The organism is Bradyrhizobium zhengyangense, from assembly GCF_022012555.1.
In the GTDB taxonomy this organism is placed as follows: domain Bacteria; phylum Pseudomonadota; class Alphaproteobacteria; order Rhizobiales; family Xanthobacteraceae; genus Bradyrhizobium; species Bradyrhizobium zhengyangense.
In genome coordinates this window covers 113,201-130,236 of record NZ_JAKLTZ010000004.1, presented here as the reverse complement: position 1 = coordinate 130,236, position 17,036 = coordinate 113,201, and the positions used below count along the sequence as shown (strand labels likewise).

The window sequence follows — 17,036 nt, the reverse complement described above, 5'->3', positions numbered from 1 at the left end:
CGAAGGCGGGCGATCCAGTATTCCAGAGACAGTTGTAGTCGAACCGAGCGGCCGCGGCGTACTGGATGCCCCGGTCAAGCCGGGGCATGACATAGATTGTGTGGCGACCAGCGTCTCAACGCGTAGGTCTTTGCAAAGCGCTCACTTCTTCTCCAGCCACGCCAAAATCATCTCCACGATCTGGCTCCTGCTCCTCGCCAGCACCTTGGGCTCGCTCAAATCGCGGTCGAACAGCGCACCGAACGTATGCCGGTTGGCGACGCGGAAGAAGCAATAGGAGGAGATGGCCAGATGCAGATCAATCGCGTCGACGTCGTCGCGGAAGGCGCCCTCGGCGCGTCCGCGCTTGAGGATGCTATCGAGGGTCGCGATCACGCTGGCGTTGAGCTGGCGCAGCTGCAAATTCTGCTTCAGATGCTTGCCGTGGTGGATGTTCTCGATCGAGACGAGGCGGATGAAATTCGGATTGCGCTCGTCGTGGTCGAAGGTCGCCTCGATCAGCCGGCGCAGGCCCTCGCGCGCGTCGCAGCTTTCGATATCGAGCTGGTCCTCCAGCGCGCGGATGCTGCGATAGGCTTCTTCCAGCACCGCAAGGTAGAGCTGCTCCTTGCCGCCGAAATAATAATAGATCATGCGCTTGGACGTGCGCGTCCGCGCCGCGATCGCATCGACGCGGGCGCCGGAATAGCCCTCCGAGGCGAATTCGGCCATCGCCACTTCGAGGATGTCGCGCTTGGTGCGCTCGGGGTCGTTGGTGCGCTTGGATGGGGCCGGCATGCGCTTGAGCATCACTGTTTCTCCCGCCCGTTTCTATGGATCACCTTGAAGGTGAAGGCAAATTTCGCCCAATCCGACGTTTTTCGATGTGATCTTGCATAAACGTACTAGTTCGTACATTATGGATCGAAACCAAGGTTGCGGCAACCAAAAGCAAAAACGCGCGCAAGGCCGGACGGGCACGACGCGAGCCGCGACCGCCACACGGGGAGGACGATTGATGAGCTTGACCTCAACTGCATCGCTGCACGCGCCGGATAGCGCGGGCGTTTCGCAAAACAAGCTGCCGAAGCGCGCCGCGCTGGTCAGCTTCGTCGGCAGCATGCTCGAATACTACGACTTCTTCATCTACGGCACAGCGGCGGCGCTGATCTTCCCAAAAGTGTTCTTCGCCAATGTCGATCCGTCGACCGGGACTCTGCTCGCGCTGCTGTCGTTCGGCATCGGCTATATCGCGCGTCCGATCGGCGCCGTCATCCTCGGTCATTTCGGCGACCGCATCGGCCGCAAGACGGTGCTGTTGTTCACGCTGGTGGTGATGGGCTTCTCGACGCTGGCGATCGGCCTGTTGCCCGACGCCAAGACGATCGGCAACGCCGCGCCCATCATCCTGACGTTGCTGCGCCTGTTGCAGGGCCTGTCGGCGGCCGGCGAGCAGAGCGGGGCGAACTCGCTGACGCTGGAGCATTCCGCCAATTCCAACCGCGCCTTCTTCACGAGCTGGACCTTGAGCGGCACCCAGGCCGGCGCGATCCTGGCGACGCTGGTGTTCATTCCCGTCGCCAGCATGCCGGAAGATCAGCTGCTGAGCTGGGGCTGGCGCATTCCGTTCCTGCTCTCGGCGCTGGTGCTGCTGGTCGCTTACCTCGTGCGCCGGACCATGCCGGAAACGCCCGTGTTCGAGGAGATCAAGGACAAGGCGCAAGTGGCGCGCTTTCCCGTCGTCGCGCTGCTGCGTGACTACTGGCCCGATGTGCTGCGCGTCATCGTCTGCGCGCTGATCGCGACCGTCAGCACCATGACCGCGGTGTTTACGCTCGGCTATGCCACCAGCAAGTTCGGCGTCGCGCGTCCGACCATGCTGTGGGCCGGCGTGCTCGGCAATGTCGTGGCGCTGTTCGCGCAACCGCTCTGGGCGTTGCTCGCCGACAGGATCGGCCGCAAGCCGGTGTTCATCGGCGGCGTGCTCGGCTGCGCCGTGCTGCTGTTCCCTTACTTCATGCTGGTGACGTCAGGCAGCACGCCTGCGATCTTCGCCGCCGCGATCGGCCTCTACATCATCTATTCCGCGCCGAACGCGATCTGGCCGTCGTTCTATGCGGAGATGTTCGAAGCGCGCGTGCGCTATTCCGGCACGGCGATCGGCACCCAGCTCGGCTTCCTCGCCGCGGGCTTCACGCCGCTGGTGAGCGCGAGTCTCGTCGGCGAAGGCCCGAACGGCTGGATCCCGGTTGCGATCTTCGTCGCGGGCTGCTGCGTTGCTTCGGCCGCGGCCGCATCAACCGCGCGCGAGACCCACAAGGTCGACATCGCCGATCTCGGCAGGCGGCGCGCGTGAGCGCATGACGGGACAGAGATCGATGTTGACCAACGCTGTTCCCACCGCGCTCGGCCCTGTTATCGGGGCCGAGCAGGGCCACGTCCGTGCTTTCAAGGGCGTGCCGTTCGCAATCGCGCGGCGCTTCGCCAAGGCGACGCCGCCGATTGTTTGGACGGAGCCGCGCCGTTGCACCGACTACGGCCCCTACGCGCCGCAGCCCGGACATCTCGATCAGCCGGAGCAATCCTGTCTCAGCCTCAATATCTGGACACCTGTCGGCGCCGATCGCCCGCTGCCAGTGCTGTTCTTCATCCATGGCGGCGCCTTCGTCACCGGCGGCGGCGCTGATTATGACGGCAGCTTCCTCGCCGCGCACGGCCCGGCCGTCATCGTCACCATCAATTATCGGCTCGGCCCGCTCGGCTTCCTGCAACTGCATCGTCACGGATTGCCCGAGGCCAACAATCTTGCGATCTCGGATTCACTCGCTGCGCTCGATTGGGTCCACGCCAACATCGCCAATTTCGGCGGCGATCCTGACAATGTGACGCTGTCGGGCCAATCCGCCGGTGCCTCCATGGTGATCGCGCTGGCGACGCTGCCGCAGGCCAAGGGCAAGTTCGCCCGCGCGCTGGCGCTGAGCGCGCCCGGCCGCAACATCATGAGCGCCGACCATGCCGACATCGTCGCGCGCCGCGTGCTGGCCGCGCTCGAGCTCGAGCAAGACCCGCGTGCGATCGAATCCGTGCCGCTGCCAAAACTCTTCGCAGCCGTGGAACGCGTCGGCCGCAGCATCGCGGAGGAAACTGATTCCGGCACCGTGTTCGGTCCGGTGCTCGATGGCCTCGCGATTCCTCGCGAGCCGCGCGATGTCTTTGCCAGGGGCGCCTTGCGCGACATTCCGCTCTGGCTCGGCTCCTGCCGCGACGAGATGGTGATGTTCCTGAAGAGCACGCCGCCGGCCGCGATGATCCGCATCACCGAGCGAAACGTGCGTGTCGCGCTCAGTGATGCCGGCTGGGAACGGTTGCTGGCCTGCTATCGCGGCTCGGCGCGTCCCGATGAAGATCCGTACGAGGCGTTGCTATCGGACGCGTTCTGGCATCGCCCGATGGCCGATCTCGCGCGGAGCCACGCGGCCGCCGGCGGCATGGTGTGGCTCAGCCGGTTCGACCATCGCCCGGCGCTGGAGCCGTTCCTGTCGCAAGGACCGACGCATGGCGCCGACAATGCCTGCCTCTGGGCGCATCTGCCTGAGTTCATCGACCGCCCGATCCTGAAGCGCAAGGGCGGCTCGATGACACCTGCCGATATAGACGTCGCGGCGCGCTTTCAAACCAGCCTGCTGCGCTTCGTGACGTCGGGCCAGCCCGATGTCGCGGAAGCCTGGCCACGGTTCGAGCTGAGCAAGGAGCCGCTCGCCATTTTCGGCCAGCCGTTTCATATTATTCCCCTCAACGAAGGCGTGCGCTCCCGCCTGTGGGCGGAACTGAGCAATGGCGACAACGATAAAAAGAACATCAGGGAGGCCGTATGAGCATTTTGAACAAGAACGCTCCGTGGTCCGCGATCTCGATCGCTTCGCTCCTGACAATATTGGTGGCTTCGCCCATCGCCGCGCAGATCGTCGCGACGCCCGTTCCCGGCGACCCCGTCAGCATCGACAGCGGCGCCGTGTCCGGCAAGGTGCTGCCGTCGAATGTAAAGGCCTATTTCGGCATTCCCTTTGCCGCGCCGCCGCTCGGCGATCTCCGGTGGCGCGCGCCGCAGAAGGTCGAGGCGTGGAAGGGCGTCTATCATGCCGACCGGCTGGCACCGGAATGCATCCAGGTGCTTCGCCGGCACAATCTCAATCATTATTTCGGCGAGGAAGCGACCAGCGAGAACTGCCTTTATCTGAACATCTGGGCGAGCGCGGATGCCAAGCCCGGCGCCAAGCTGCCAGTGGTGGTCTGGATCTACGGCGGCGGTTTCACGCTCGGCTCCAGCGGCATGGCGATGTATGACGGCGAGAACGTTGCGAAGAAGGGCACGATCTTCGTCAGCTTCAATTATCGCGTCGGCATCCTGGGTAATCTTGCCCATCCGGAACTCACAGCGGAATCGCAAAATCACGCGTCCGGCAATTACGGCCTGATGGACCAGGTCGCGGCGTTGCAATGGGTCAAGCGTAACATCGCGCAGTTCGGCGGCGACCCTGACAACGTCACCATCACCGGCCAGTCGGCCGGCGCGATGTCGGTGTCGGCGCTGGAGGCAAGCCCGCTGGCCAAGGGCTTGTTCAATCGCGGCTTCGCGATGAGTCTGAGCATGTTCGACGTCAGGTTTAAATTCCCGGCGCTTCCTGCCGCGGAGAAAATCGGTCTCGAGGTGCAGTCGGCGCTCGGCGCGTCCTCGCTGGCCGAGATGCGGCTGATCCAGGCTGACAAGATCCTGGCGGTCCAGAAGGATTGCCAGCTCGGCTGCGCCGGAACGATCTCGGTTCCGCTCGATATTGACGGCTACGTGCTGCCTGACACCGTCCCGAACATCTTTGCGGCCGGCAAGCAGAACGATGTGGCGACCGTCGCAGGCTTCACGAGCGACGAGAGCTCGAACGACCTTCGCACTGCCGGCACGCTCGAGGCCTACGTCGCCGCTGCGAAAAAACTCTACGGCGATCAGGCCGATCGTTTCCTCGCGCTCTATCCCGCCAAGACGGACGCCGAGGCGAAGGCCATGGGCCTGCTCGCCGCGCGCGAGGGCTTGGTCGAGATCGGTACGCGCAACTGGGCCGAGGCCCAGGCGAGGACCGGAAAGGCGCCGTTCTACATGTACATGTTCTCGCGCGTGCATCCCTTCGCGCCGGGTGTCGAATTCTTCGACAGCCCGCAGAGGATCGGCGCCTATCACACCTCTGACGTGCCCTACTGGTTCGGAACGCTGGACGCCTTCAACAAATTCCGCACCACGCGGAACTGGACCGAGTTCGATCGTGCGTTGTCCGAGCGCATGATGGATACGCTCGTGACCTTCGCGCGATCAGGCAATCCCGCGACGCCGGCAACGCCATGGCCGCAATGGAAGCAGGACGCGCAAACCTATGTCGAGTTCGGCGACATCTCGGGCGTGCGCGAAGAGAACCGGGCGCGGCTCGAGTTCCACACGCCCGGCAACGTCACGCCGTCGACGCCGCGGATTTCGCGCGACTAGCGCGGGGCTCACAGATCCCTGGAGGATGTCCCCCGAGACGGACGTCCAGCCGGATTTGACCCTTCGCAATTGTGCAGCGCGCGCATACGCTGCCGACGCGAGAAGCCGCTTTATCGCCGGTTCGCTCGCGGCTAGTCTTGCTCGTCTGTTTTGACGGCATCCGCGTTGCCCTCGCCGAGAGGCAGGACATCGGTGCGTCGCTTAACCCGGAAGGGAGACAGGATGCGCGCTGTCATCGTCGGTGCGGGGATGGGCGGGTTGATGTCGGCATTGGCACTGCGACAATCCGGCGTGTTCGCGTCGATCCATGTCTATGAGCAAACGAAAGTGCCGAGCACCGCGGGTGCCGGGTTGAACATTCCACCCAACGGGGCCCGGATATGCCGTTGGCTGGGCGTCGACCTCGATGGGGGAGATCCCAGGGGCCCCGATGGGGCGATCGACGGCGGCCGGGCGGCTATTCTGGAATCCACACGGCAGTTCAACGCGGATGGCAGCGTGACAAAGCGGCCGTTCGATCACGTTACCGCTGCGGGCGACGGCGCCGGGTTTCATCACATGCACAGGCTGGACTTGTTGATGTGCCTCTACAAGCGCGTGTTCGAATTCGGCCCGGATAGCGGGGCACCGTGCCCGATCACTGTGCACATGGATTGTCGGCTCACCGAGTTGCGTCAGACCGACGGCGAGGTCACGGCGACGTTTTCGAACGGCCAAACCGCGACCGGAGAGGTCCTGGTCGGTGCGGACGGCATCAACTCCGGCACGCTGCAACTGGCGTGGCCGAACCCGCGTCCCAAGCGCTGGACCGAGGTGACCTGCTTTCGTGGCCTCATTCCGCGAGCCGTCGTCGCCTCGCTCCGCAAGGCCGATGGCAGCGCGCTGGACCACAATCCGATCGACTCTTTCAGCATGGACCGCCACCGCAATGACAGGAGCGGGGCAACGACATATTGGGTGCGCGGCGGTGAGTTGTTGAACGTGTGGATCGCCCGCTACGAGCCCGACTCGGCCGCGTTCGAGCGAGAGGAGGGCGACTGGTTTCCCGTCGGTCGGGAAGAGATCCTTCGCGAGGTGGGCGAGGCATTCGAGGGGAGCCCCAGTCGCGAGGACCTGCTCGCTCTTGCAGGGGCGATCGTTCGCCCGACCAAGTGGGGCCTCTACGATCGCGATGCCCTCGAAACCTGGGTCCAGGGCCGTATCTGTCTTCTCGGCGATGCGGCGCACCCAATGCTTCCAACTTTCGGCCAGGGCGCTGCGCAATCCTTTGAGGACGCGGCTGCGCTCGCCAGCGCCTTCACGCTGCACAAGGGCGATGTCGCGACAGCGTTGTTGCATTACGAGCGCGTGCGGCATTACCGCGCCACCCGCTTCCAACTCGGCTCCAAATTCGCCTTCGATCATCTGCGAGCAAAGGACACCGCCGAGCAGAAGGCGCTGCTCGAGAAGCTGGACGAGCGGGTGAGCCCGGCGTTTGCTCACGACAAGCGAGGCGGCGAGGACGATTCCTGGATCTACGCCTACGATGCCCGCAATATCGGCACTGAGCTGCCTTACAAGAGATTGGGGCCGTGGGATTTCCGCCGCGCCGCCAAGACCAACTACGCCACGGTGACCGGCGCGCTATGGAAGCCAGCTTCTCCCGCCAGCGCTCCGCGCCGCGTCACGCGCGAAGAGGTCGCCAGGCACAACACCCGAGACGATTGCTGGGTCATCATCTCGGGGAAAGTTTATGACATTACCGAGTGGGCACCCCATCACCCCGGCGGCGCCGGAATTGCCCGAATGTATGCCGGCAAGGAAGCCACGGCGGAATTTGGGGACTACCACAGTGCCGAAGCGGTCGCGCACATGGCTTACTTCCGCGTCGGCGATCTCATTGAGGTTCCGGTCGATCGCCAAAAACACCTGTAATCTGCTTCACAGGCGGCCTCGCCAATCTGCGCTAGATGAAGTCAGGCCCCGTGTCCACGCGGCCGACTTCGGAGCTGGCGATGATTGCTGCACTGGCAAGAGCAATATCCCGCGCGACGGGAACCAATGTCGACGTCGAAACTCTGAAGATCCTCGTGATCTTCTCGGGCGCGGGCCTCCTGGTCTCGCTCGTCGCCGCGATGATCTACGGGCAGGCTCTCAACGCCGCTCTGTTCTGAGCGGGTTGCAATCAGGCCACCGGCTCCTTGGGACGGCTTCGCTCGCGCGGCGCCAGCGGCGGCGCCTGCTTCAGCGGAGCTGCCTCGCGTGGCGCGGCGTCGCTGCCTGAGACTTGTTCGACCGGCGCAGGGCCGTTGTCGCGCCAGGCGACGAACCAGATCAGCAAGCCGAGGACTGCCAGCCCCGCGCCGACGGGACCCGTCGAAGTCCAGCCGAGCCCATGACGAATGGCGAGGCCGCCGAGGAACGGGCCGAGCGCATTGGCTGTGTTGAACGCCGAATGGTTGAGCGCGGCGGCGAGCGCCTGCGCGTCTCCGGCAACATCCATCAGCCGCGTCTGCAGGACAGCACCGAGCGCAACGCTGGCGCCGATCGCGAAAATGTCGATCGCGAGCAGCCAGGGATTGCCGGCGACAAGCGGAAACGCCAGCAGCGCCATGGTGGCAAACACCAGGATGCAGCCCGCCGTCGGCATCAAGGCGCGGTCGGCGAAGCGCGGCACGAACAAATTGCCGAGCGTGGCGCCGATGCCGAAGATCGCCAGGAAGAACGGAATGACCTCGGTGCTGACCTTGGTGACCTCGATCAATGTCGTCGCCAGATAGGTGTAGACGGCGAACATGCCACCGAAGCCGATGGCGCTGATCGCGAGCGTCGTCCAGACACGGCGGCTTTTGAGCGCGCCGAGCTCGCGCAGCGGGTCCGACCGGCCGGCCTGGTCGCGTGGTGCGAACAGCGCACAGAGCAGAACCGTGAGCAGGGCCAGCACCGACACGAGGCCAAAGCTCGCGCGCCAGCCGACGGCCTGGCCGATCAGATTGGCCAGGGGCACGCCGATGATGGTGGCGACGGTCAGGCCCAGCATCACCTGTCCAACCACCTGCGAGCGGCGATGTTGCGGAACGAGCGAAGCGGCAACCAGCGCGGCGATGCCGAAATAGGCGCCGTGGGGCAGGCCCGAAAGGAAGCGGGCCGCGACCATCGAACCAAAGCCGGGCGCCAGCGCGGTGAGGGCGTTGCCGAGCGCGAACACGGCCATAAGCGCCAAGAGCTGCGTGCGCCGCGCGAACTTCGCGCCGAGCACCGCGATCAGCGGCGCGCCGAGCACCACGCCGAGCGCATAGGCGCTGATCGCGTGTCCGGCCGTGGGCTCGTCGATATGAAGGTCGGCCGCGAAGAACGGCAACAGGCTCATCGATGCGAATTCGGTGGTCCCGATCGCAAAGCCGCCCATTGCGAGCGAGAACAGGACGATGGCGAGATGAGGGGGCGCTGAATTGCGAGGTGAGGTCGCGTGAGGCGAGGTCGTCATGTGTCCTGCTTAGGTGACGGCAACGGGAACCAGCCCAGCAAACGTCGCCATCCCTGCAGTCTTTGTCTCACCTACTTAAACGCGCATGTGTCAGCGTCAACACCGGAAGGCCCACGTAAGGCGCGCGCATATCAGCGTCCCGGTTTGCTCAGGGCATCCGCGTCAATCTGTCTCGTGACATCGACTCAAAACGTCTCCAGCGGCTTGTTGCACGGCTGGAGACGTCCAAGACCAAAATGACGATCAGAACTGCACTTCGCCCGGGATGTCGTCGGCACTGAGGCCGACGGTTTGATAGGCCTTCAGCAGCCATTCACGGGTCTGGCCCAGCGAACGGTTGTAGTCGGCCCAGGCGCTGAGGAAATCCTTGTAGCGGCGGTCGGCCTCGGCGCGGATGCCGAGATTGGTCGGCAGCGTCAGGATCGGCCGCGGGATCGCGAGTTCGCCGAGCGTCGGATTCTTCTTCAGTGTGAAGATCGACAGCACCGCCAGCGAGATGTTGCAGTCGGCGCGGCCGGTCGACACCGCCAGGATCGCCTCGTCGCGGGTCTTGAAGCCGAGAATATCAGCCTTCGGGCAGTAACGGCGCGCGATGGTCTCGTGCGTCGAGCCGATGTCGACGGCGATCTTGACCTCGGGCTTGTTCAGCTCGGACCAGGTCTGCGGCTTGGCAAAGCCCTTCTTGGTGATGACGGTGAAGGAGTGCACCAGGATCGGCGTCGAGAAGTCGATGACGAGCGAACGCTCGGGCGTCGGGTTCACGGCGAAGGCGAGGTCGACCTTGTCGGCTTGCAAATCGAGGATCTGGTTGCCCCAGGTCGATTCCAGCATCTCGACCTTGGCGCCCAGCTTGCCAGCGATGTCGTTCGCCATGTCGATGCAGGCGCCCGACCATTGATTGGTGGCGAGGTCCTTGTGGAAATAGGGATCCTGGCCGGCGATCACCGCGATGCGGAGCACGCCGCTCTTCTTGATGCGATCGAGCGTGGAGGTCGGCGCGGTATCGGCCTTGACTGGCGCGGTCGCGGCCATTGCGGCGCCCGCCAGTGCCACGGTGGTGAGTGCGTCCCTGCGGTTCATCGTCAGTACTCCCTGAGGAATGGGGATCCATCGGCTCCGGCTGGTGGACTATTTCTGTATTCAGCTCATAATGCAATATGGTATTGCAGCTTTGCCGGGGATTTGAGCGATGAGGCAGGTTAGAGCTTAATCCTTTGGCAAAGCGAGAGAAAATTCCGTGAAGCCGGGCCGGATAGTGGACCGGCCGGCGGGTGCTTGGAATTAAGAGGAGGAAGTCCGTGCGTGCTGTTTTCGTCGATGCCAACGACACCCTGGCCGCGGTCACCGAGAGGCTGCTGGGTGCCGCGAAGCTGCCGGTCAGCATCGTCAGCAACCCCTCCATCGCGCCCGAGGATCTCCCCGGCCTGCTCGGCGACGCCGAGATCATGATCGTCGACCACACGGCGGTGCCATCAGCGATCGCCAAGAAATGCAAGGCGCTGAAGCACGTGGTCTTCCTGGGCACCGGCGCGCGCAGCTACATGAATCCGGAAGAGCTTAGCGAGCGCGGCATCGCCGTCCACACCATCAAGGGCTACGGCGATACGGCGGTGGCCGAGTGCGCGATCGCGCTGATGTGGGCGTCGGCCAAAAGCTTTGGCGAGATGGACCGCGGCATGCGCGAGGGCAACTGGCTGCGGCGCGATGCAGTCCAGCTCACCGGCAAGACGCTCGGCCTGATCGGCTTCGGCGGTATCGCCGCGGAAGCCGCGCGCATGGCGGCCGGCTGCGGCATGAAGGTGATCGCCTGGAACAGGACGCCGAAGACGCATCCGGGCGTTGAGTTCGTCTCGCTGGAGAGACTGCTGGCAGAGAGCCACGTCGTCTCGCTGCATCTCCTGCTCAACGACGAGACCAAGGGTTTTCTGTCGCGCGAACGCATCGCGCAGATGCGCAAGGGCAGTATCCTGATCAACACCGCGCGCGGCGCCATCGTCGACGAGGACGCGATGCTGGACGCGCTCCGCTCCGGCCACATCGCCCATGCCGGCCTCGACGTTTTCACTATCGAGCCGCTGCCATCAGGCCATCCCCTGACAAAACTGCCCAACGTGACGCTGTCGGCGCATTCGGCGTTCCGCACGCCCGAGGCGAGCGACAATCTCATTGGCGCTGCGCTCGATCATTGCCGCCGCATCATCGCCACCGGCAAGTAAAGGACATCCATGTCGGATATCACCCGCATCGACCAGAACACCCGCCGCAGCCGCGCCTCCGTTTACGGCGACCTTGTTTTCCTCGCAGGCCAGGTGGCTGACACCAAGACCGCTGACATCACCCTGCAGACCCGCGAAGCATTGGCAAAAGTCGACGACATGCTGGCGCGTGCCGGCACCGACAAGTCGCGCCTGCTCAGCGTGCAGGTCTGGCTGAAAACCATGGACGATTTCGATGCGATGAACGCGGTCTATGATGCCTGGGTCGTGCCAGGCAACACGCCGTGCCGTGCTTGCGGCAAGGTCGAGCTCGCCGACCCTGCTTATCGCATCGAGGTGATCGCAATCGCGGCGCGGCGCTGACATGCGCACCGATGGCCTCTGCACTGTCGGCATCGGCCTTGCACCTGATGTCCGCCTGTCCTACGCCACCCCGGAACAAAAGCGCATTCGCTAACGCCTGCAGGGAGCTGTCATGACCATCAGAAACACCCGCACCGGGGGCCAGATCCTGATCGACCAGCTGGTCGCGCAGGGCGTCGAGCGCGTCACCTGTGTGCCGGGCGAGAGCTATCTGGCGGCGCTCGATGCGCTGCATGACAGCCCAATCGACGTCGTGATCTGCCGTGCCGAAGGCGGCGCCGCGATGATGGCGGAAGCTTACGGCAAGCTCACCGGACGCCCGGGCGTCTGCTTCGTCACCCGCGGTCCCGGCGCCACCAATGCCAGCCACGGTGTCCACATCGCGATGCAGGACTCCACGCCGATGATCCTGTTCGTCGGCCAGGTCGATACCGGCATGCGCGAACGCGAGGCGTTCCAGGAGCTCGACTACAAGGCGGTGTTCGGCTCGATGGCGAAATGGGCCGTCGAGATCGATCGTCCCGACCGCATCCCCGAGCTGGTCGCGCGCGCCTTCCGCGTCGCCATGCAGGGCCGCCCCGGTCCGGTGGTCATCGCACTGCCGGAGAACATGCTGACCGAGACCGCCGCCGTTGCGGATGCCATGCGCATCGAGCCGGCGGTGAGCTGGCCGGCGCCTGCTGATCTCGAGCGCGTCGGTGCGCTGCTTGCGAGCGCCAGGGCGCCGCTGGTCATCCTCGGCGGCTCGCGCTGGACCGATGAGGCCACCAAGAGCATCGCGCGCTTTGCCGAACGCTTCGACCTGCCGGTCGCGACCTCGTTCCGTCGCGCCTCGCTGATCGACGCCGACCATTCGCATTATGCCGGCGACCTCGGCATCGGGCCAAGCCCGAGCCTGAAGGCGCGCATCGACAACGCCGATGTCATTCTGCTGATCGGCGGCCGCATGTCGGAGATGCCGTCCTCGTCCTACACGCTGCTCGACATTCCCTCGCCGAAGCAGAAGCTGATCCATATTCATCCGGGCGCCGAAGAGCTCGGCCGCATCTATCAGCCGGAGCTTGCGATCCAGGCGACGCCGGCTGCGTTCGCGGCTGCTGTGGAGACCCTGAAGCCCGTTGGTGCCGTTGCCTGGAAGGGCGAAGCGGCCAAGGCGCATGCCGATTACCTCGCCTGGACCGACAAGGCGCGCGAGCTGCCGGGCACGTTCCAGTACGGCCAGGTCATGACCTGGCTGCGTGATCGCCTGCCCAAGGACGCGATCGTCTGCAACGGCGCCGGCAATTATGCCGGCTGGATCCATCGCCATCACCGCTTCCACAGCTTTGCCTCGCAGCTCGCGCCGACCTCGGGCTCGATGGGCTACGGCGTGCCGGCCGGCGTGCTAGCCAAGCGGCAATATCCCGACCGTGTCGTCGTCGCGTTTGCTGGTGACGGCTGCTTCCTGATGAACGGCCAGGAGTTCGCGACCGCCGTGCAGTATGACGCGCCGCTCGTCGTGATCGTCGTCGATAACTCGCAATACGGCACCATCCGCATGCATCAGGAGCGCGACTATCCCGGCCGCGTGGTCGGCACTCAGCTGAAAAACCCCGACTTCGCAATGTACGCAAAGGCGTTCGGCGGCCATGGCGAGCGCGTCGAGCGCACTGAGGAGTTCGCGCCGGCATTCGAGCGGGCGCTCGCCTCGGGCAAGCCGTCGATCCTCCATTGCATCATCGATCCCCGCGCGATCTCGGTCGGCAAGGATTTCACCCCGGCGGTGAAGGCGTAAGCGATGTCGCAGGGCCGCCACGTCGCCATCATCGGAGCCGGTGCGGTCGGCGTGATCAGCGCCATCGAGGCGCTGCGCGAGGGGCATCGCGTCACGCTGATCGACGCGGGCGAGCCCGGTGGCGAGCAGGCGGCGAGCTACGGCAATGCCGGCTGGCTCTCGTCGCATTCGGTGATCCCGCCGGCCGAGCCCGGCGTCTGGAAGAAGGTGCCGGGTTATCTGATGGATCCGCTCGGCCCGCTCGCGATCCGCTGGTCGTATTTGCCAAGGGCACTGCCCTGGCTGATCAAGTACCTGCTCTCCGGCTGGACCGAGGCGCGGGTCGAGACGACGGCGTTCGCGCTGCGCGATCTGTTGAAGGACGCGCCGCTCTTGCACCGGAAGCTCGCGGAAGAAGCCGGCGTGCCCGAGCTGGTCGAGCGCAACGGCGTGATGCATGTATTTCCCTCGCGCGGCAATTTCGACAGCGATCTCGGCTGGCGGCTGCGCAAGAAGGTCGGCGTCGAATGGATGGAGCTGAACGCCGACGAGATGCGTCAGCGCGAGCCGGATCTGCATCCGCGCTACACCTTTGGCGTGGTGGTGGAAGAGGCCGGGCGCTGCCGCGATCCCGGCGCCTATGTCGCAGCGCTTGCTCAGCACGCGCTGGCGAGCGGGGCCAGGCTGGTTCATGCCAAGGCGACCGGTCTCAAGCTTTCCGGCAACAAGCTTGTCGCGGTCGTCACTGAAACCGGCGAGATCGCTTGCGATGCCGCCGTCGTTGCGGCCGGCGCGCATTCGAAACGGCTGACCGCATCGGTGGGCGATTCCCTTCCGCTTGAAACCGAGCGTGGCTATCACGTCATGATCGAGAACCCGGAGTCAGGTCCGCGCAGTTCGATGATGGCTTCCGACGCCAAGATGGTGGCGAACTGGACCAATAAGGGCTTGCGCGCCGCCGGCACGGTCGAGATCGCTGGCCTTGAGGCCGCGCCGAACTGGCAGCGCGCCGAAATTTTGCGCGACCATCTTCTCAGCATGTTCCCGAAACTGCCGCGGGACATTCCGGCCTCGCGCATCAAGATGTGGTTCGGCCATCGCCCTAGCATGCCGGACGGACGTCCCTGCATTGGCTACTCTCGCGCCTCGCGCGATATCGTCTATGCCTTCGGCCATGGTCATGTCGGCCTGGTCGGTTCGGCTCGCACCGGCCGTCTCGTCGCCCAGCTTCTGAGCGGCAAGCCGCCCGAAATTCCGCTTGCGCCGTTTTCGCCCAATCGCTTCCTCTGAGATCGCACCATGACCTATCCTGCCAACTCACCCTCGCGCATCGCCCGCGGCGGCAAGGCCATCTATGGCGCGCCGCTCGGAATTTTGATGCTGGAAGCACGCTTTCCGCGCATCCCCGGCGACATGGGCAACGGCACGACCTGGCCATTCCCCGTGCTCTATCGCGTGGTGAGTGGGGCGTCGCCCGAGAAGGTGGTGCTGAAGGGCGCGGCGGGGCTGCTGCCTGATTTCATCGATGCGGCGAAGGACCTGGTGCGGCTCGGGGCCGAAGCCATCACCACCAATTGCGGCTTCCTCTCGCTGTTCCAGAAGGAGATCGCGGCGGCGGTCGGCGTGCCCGTCGCGACCTCGTCGCTGATGCAGGTGCCGTGGGTGCAGGCGACCCTGCCGCCCGGCAAGCGCGTCGGCCTCGTCACGGTATCAGGGTCGACCCTGACGCCGGCCCATCTCGAAGGCGCCGGCGTGCCGCTCGATACGCCGCTGGTCGGCACCGAGCACGGCAAGGAATTCTTCCGTGTCCTGATCAAGGCTGAGAAGGACGACATGGATGTGGCCCAGGCCGAACGTGACGTGGTCGAGGCGGGCAAGGAGCTTGTTGCTAAGAACCCCGACGTCGGCGCCATCGTGCTCGAATGCACCAACATGCCGCCTTACGCGGCGGCGTTGCAGGCCGAAGTCGGGTTGCCGGTCTACGACATCTATTCCATGATCACCTGGTTTCATGCTGGACTGCGCCCGCGCGCCTTCAGCTGATTCCACGGCTCGCACAACCTCCGCTGTTGTTTGCATTGCAATCGCGCTGGCAGCCCCGGTATATTGGGCTGTGTTCGGGCATGAATGCAGTTGATGATGAGCAACGTGGAACTGGCCTCTGACAGTATCGTCGATCGCGTCTATGAACAGCTCAAGGCGATGGCCGTGAGCTATGAGTTCAAGCCAGGCGAACGGCTCAACGAGGGCGAACTGGCCAAACGCCTGGGCGTCAGCCGCACGCCGCTGCGCGAAGCGCTCAACCGTCTCAACACCGAAGGTTTTCTGCGCTTTACCCCGGGCAAGGGCTTCTTCTGCCGCGAGCTCGACGCCCACGAGATCTTCGACCTCTATGAGCTGCGCAAGTCGATTGAGGTCGCTTCCGTCCGCCTCGCCATCAAGCGCGCCAAGGATGAGGATATCGACGCGCTGCTGAAATTCCTCGAAGCCACCGGCCCCGATCCTGGCGACCGCACGTCGGTGGAGCTCGTCGAGCTGGACGAGACCTTCCACGAGCGGCTGATGGCGATGTCGAACAATGCCGAGATGCTGCGCGTGCTGCGTAATGTCAACGCGCGTATCCGCTTCGTGCGCTGGATCGACATGGACAGCATCAACCGTTCCAACACCCAGGCCGAACACCGCGCGGTGATCGAGGGCCTGAAGGCGCGCGATGAGGCGGTTTGCGTCTCGGTGCTGGAGAAGCACATCGACCGCCGTCTCGATCGCATCACCTCCGCGATCAAGGAAGGCTACGCGCAGATCTATATGCCGGCGGCGGCGAGATTGGCGACGAATTGAGTTCTCTTCCCTTCTCCCCTCATGTCCGCCGAAGCCTTGGCGAAGGCGGATGCGGGAGAAGGTGGCGCGAAGCGCCCGATGGAGACGGCGCTTGCTAATCGCAGCCACTATTCCAAGCACCCGCTATGCCAGGTGATAGTCGCTCTGTAGGAGCGGGGGTGTAAGCACCAAGTTATCAAAATACTCGTTCATGCTTGGTGCGAACTGGAGGGATTTGAGGCCCACAAAAGTCGTATCGAAACGGAAACTCTGCATCCCCTGACCGCCATCAAGAGAAAACGTTTGTGTGACCGTGCTGTTGTCGGCTTTGACACCGGTGAAGGTTGCGATTTGCCCAGCTGCTGCGAAGAGAGTATCCAGGTCGATTGATTGCGCTGAGAACAATCCACCGTTCTGACCTTGAATAAGCAGAGTATCTGCCGTCGGAACGCTCCCGCCCGCTGGTACAGTGAGGGTGTGCGTCTCGTGGAAAAAATAGTTGAAATTGTCGGCAAAAGTTTTGTCGAGAGACGTCACGGCAAAGTCTGTCCGATTAACGTTGGTGATACTGAATCCGCTCGCAGTGATCGGACCGTAGTAAGTCAGGGTGCCCCCATTGCTTGTGAACGTGTTGACCACGTTGAGAGCGCCAGAGCTCCATAGATTGTCATCGTTAAGAGTGATTGATACCGGCGCGCTAACCGTGATCTTGACGGTATTGTAGGTGTTGTTGGTTTCGTTGCTCTCGCTGACCTGGTTGTTGTAGTCGGCGATGCCACCGAGATAGTAGGTGCCAGGCGCGAGGTTGCCCGGGAGCGTGACCGACAGGGTTTGATGGTCGTAGTAGCCGGTCAGGCCGACGCTGGTCAGTGCGCCGGAGCTGACCGTCGTCAGCAGTGTATCGGAGGT

15 protein-coding genes are annotated in these 17,036 nt (G+C 64.2%); 11 read left to right on the top strand and 4 right to left on the bottom strand.

What is annotated here, in order from left to right:
* Nucleotides 1-141: 141 nt before the first annotated feature.
* Nucleotides 142-789: a TetR/AcrR family transcriptional regulator gene (locus L6639_RS16120; RefSeq protein WP_237862693.1), complete on the bottom strand. Its 648-nt coding sequence runs from the start codon at nt 787-789 to the stop codon at nt 142-144.
* Nucleotides 790-997: 208 nt separating this feature from the next.
* On the opposite strand from L6639_RS16120, the gene L6639_RS16115 reads away from it, so the two are divergent.
* The 5 genes from L6639_RS16115 (at nt 998) to L6639_RS16095 (ending at nt 7,662) form a co-directional block, all read left to right on the top strand.
* Nucleotides 998-2,335, top strand: a complete 1,338-nt coding sequence (locus L6639_RS16115; RefSeq protein WP_237862692.1) for an MFS transporter — start codon at nt 998-1,000, stop codon at nt 2,333-2,335.
* A gap of 22 nt (nt 2,336-2,357) precedes the next feature.
* Nucleotides 2,358-3,854, top strand: a complete 1,497-nt coding sequence (locus L6639_RS16110; RefSeq protein WP_237862691.1) for a carboxylesterase/lipase family protein — start codon at nt 2,358-2,360, stop codon at nt 3,852-3,854.
* Nucleotides 3,851-5,509 (top strand): carboxylesterase/lipase family protein, encoded by a 1,659-nt coding sequence (locus tag L6639_RS16105; RefSeq protein WP_237862690.1) that lies wholly within the window; start codon nt 3,851-3,853, stop codon nt 5,507-5,509. The genes L6639_RS16110 and L6639_RS16105 overlap by 4 nt, the downstream gene beginning before the upstream one ends.
* 150 nt (nt 5,510-5,659) lie before the next feature.
* A complete protein-coding gene (locus L6639_RS16100; protein ID WP_237862689.1) occupies nt 5,660-7,423 on the top strand; it encodes a cytochrome b5 domain-containing protein in 1,764 nt (587 codons plus the stop codon).
* An 80-nt stretch (nt 7,424-7,503) separates the two neighbouring features.
* Nucleotides 7,504-7,662, top strand: a complete 159-nt coding sequence (locus L6639_RS16095; protein ID WP_200469582.1) for a hypothetical protein — start codon at nt 7,504-7,506, stop codon at nt 7,660-7,662.
* An 11-nt stretch (nt 7,663-7,673) separates the two neighbouring features.
* On the opposite strand, the gene L6639_RS16090 is transcribed toward L6639_RS16095, so the two are convergent.
* Both L6639_RS16090 and L6639_RS16085 read right to left on the bottom strand, forming a co-directional pair.
* On the bottom strand, nt 7,674-8,975 hold the full coding sequence (locus L6639_RS16090) for an MFS transporter (RefSeq protein ID WP_237862688.1): 1,302 nt from the start codon (nt 8,973-8,975) through the stop codon (nt 7,674-7,676).
* A 243-nt stretch (nt 8,976-9,218) separates the two neighbouring features.
* On the bottom strand, nt 9,219-10,055 hold the full coding sequence (locus tag L6639_RS16085) for a transporter substrate-binding domain-containing protein (protein ID WP_237862687.1): 837 nt from the start codon (nt 10,053-10,055) through the stop codon (nt 9,219-9,221).
* Between the two features lie 218 nt (nt 10,056-10,273).
* Between L6639_RS16085 and L6639_RS16080 the strand changes: the two genes are divergently transcribed.
* From L6639_RS16080 to L6639_RS16055, 6 genes are all read left to right on the top strand, one after another.
* On the top strand, nt 10,274-11,191 hold the full coding sequence (locus tag L6639_RS16080; RefSeq protein WP_237862686.1) for an NAD(P)-dependent oxidoreductase: 918 nt from the start codon (nt 10,274-10,276) through the stop codon (nt 11,189-11,191).
* Nucleotides 11,192-11,200: 9 nt separating this feature from the next.
* Nucleotides 11,201-11,554, top strand: a complete 354-nt coding sequence (locus L6639_RS16075; protein WP_237862685.1) for a RidA family protein — start codon at nt 11,201-11,203, stop codon at nt 11,552-11,554.
* A gap of 112 nt (nt 11,555-11,666) precedes the next feature.
* Nucleotides 11,667-13,328, top strand: coding sequence for a thiamine pyrophosphate-binding protein (locus tag L6639_RS16070; protein WP_237862684.1), 1,662 nt, complete (start codon nt 11,667-11,669; stop codon nt 13,326-13,328).
* Between the two features lie 3 nt (nt 13,329-13,331).
* Nucleotides 13,332-14,597 carry an NAD(P)/FAD-dependent oxidoreductase gene (locus tag L6639_RS16065; RefSeq protein ID WP_237862683.1) on the top strand — a complete coding sequence of 422 codons (1,266 nt, stop codon included), beginning with the start codon at nt 13,332-13,334 and terminating at the stop codon, nt 14,595-14,597.
* A 9-nt stretch (nt 14,598-14,606) separates the two neighbouring features.
* Entirely contained in the window at nt 14,607-15,350 is a 744-nt protein-coding gene (locus L6639_RS16060) for an aspartate/glutamate racemase family protein (protein ID WP_237862682.1), read from the top strand.
* Between the two features lie 96 nt (nt 15,351-15,446).
* Nucleotides 15,447-16,148 (top strand): GntR family transcriptional regulator, encoded by a 702-nt coding sequence (locus L6639_RS16055; protein WP_237862681.1) that lies wholly within the window; start codon nt 15,447-15,449, stop codon nt 16,146-16,148.
* 123 nt (nt 16,149-16,271) lie between these two features.
* Here L6639_RS16055 and L6639_RS16050 read toward each other — a convergent pair.
* The coding region (locus tag L6639_RS16050; RefSeq protein WP_237862680.1) for a CARDB domain-containing protein at nt 16,272-17,036 on the bottom strand (765 nt) is incomplete at its 5' end.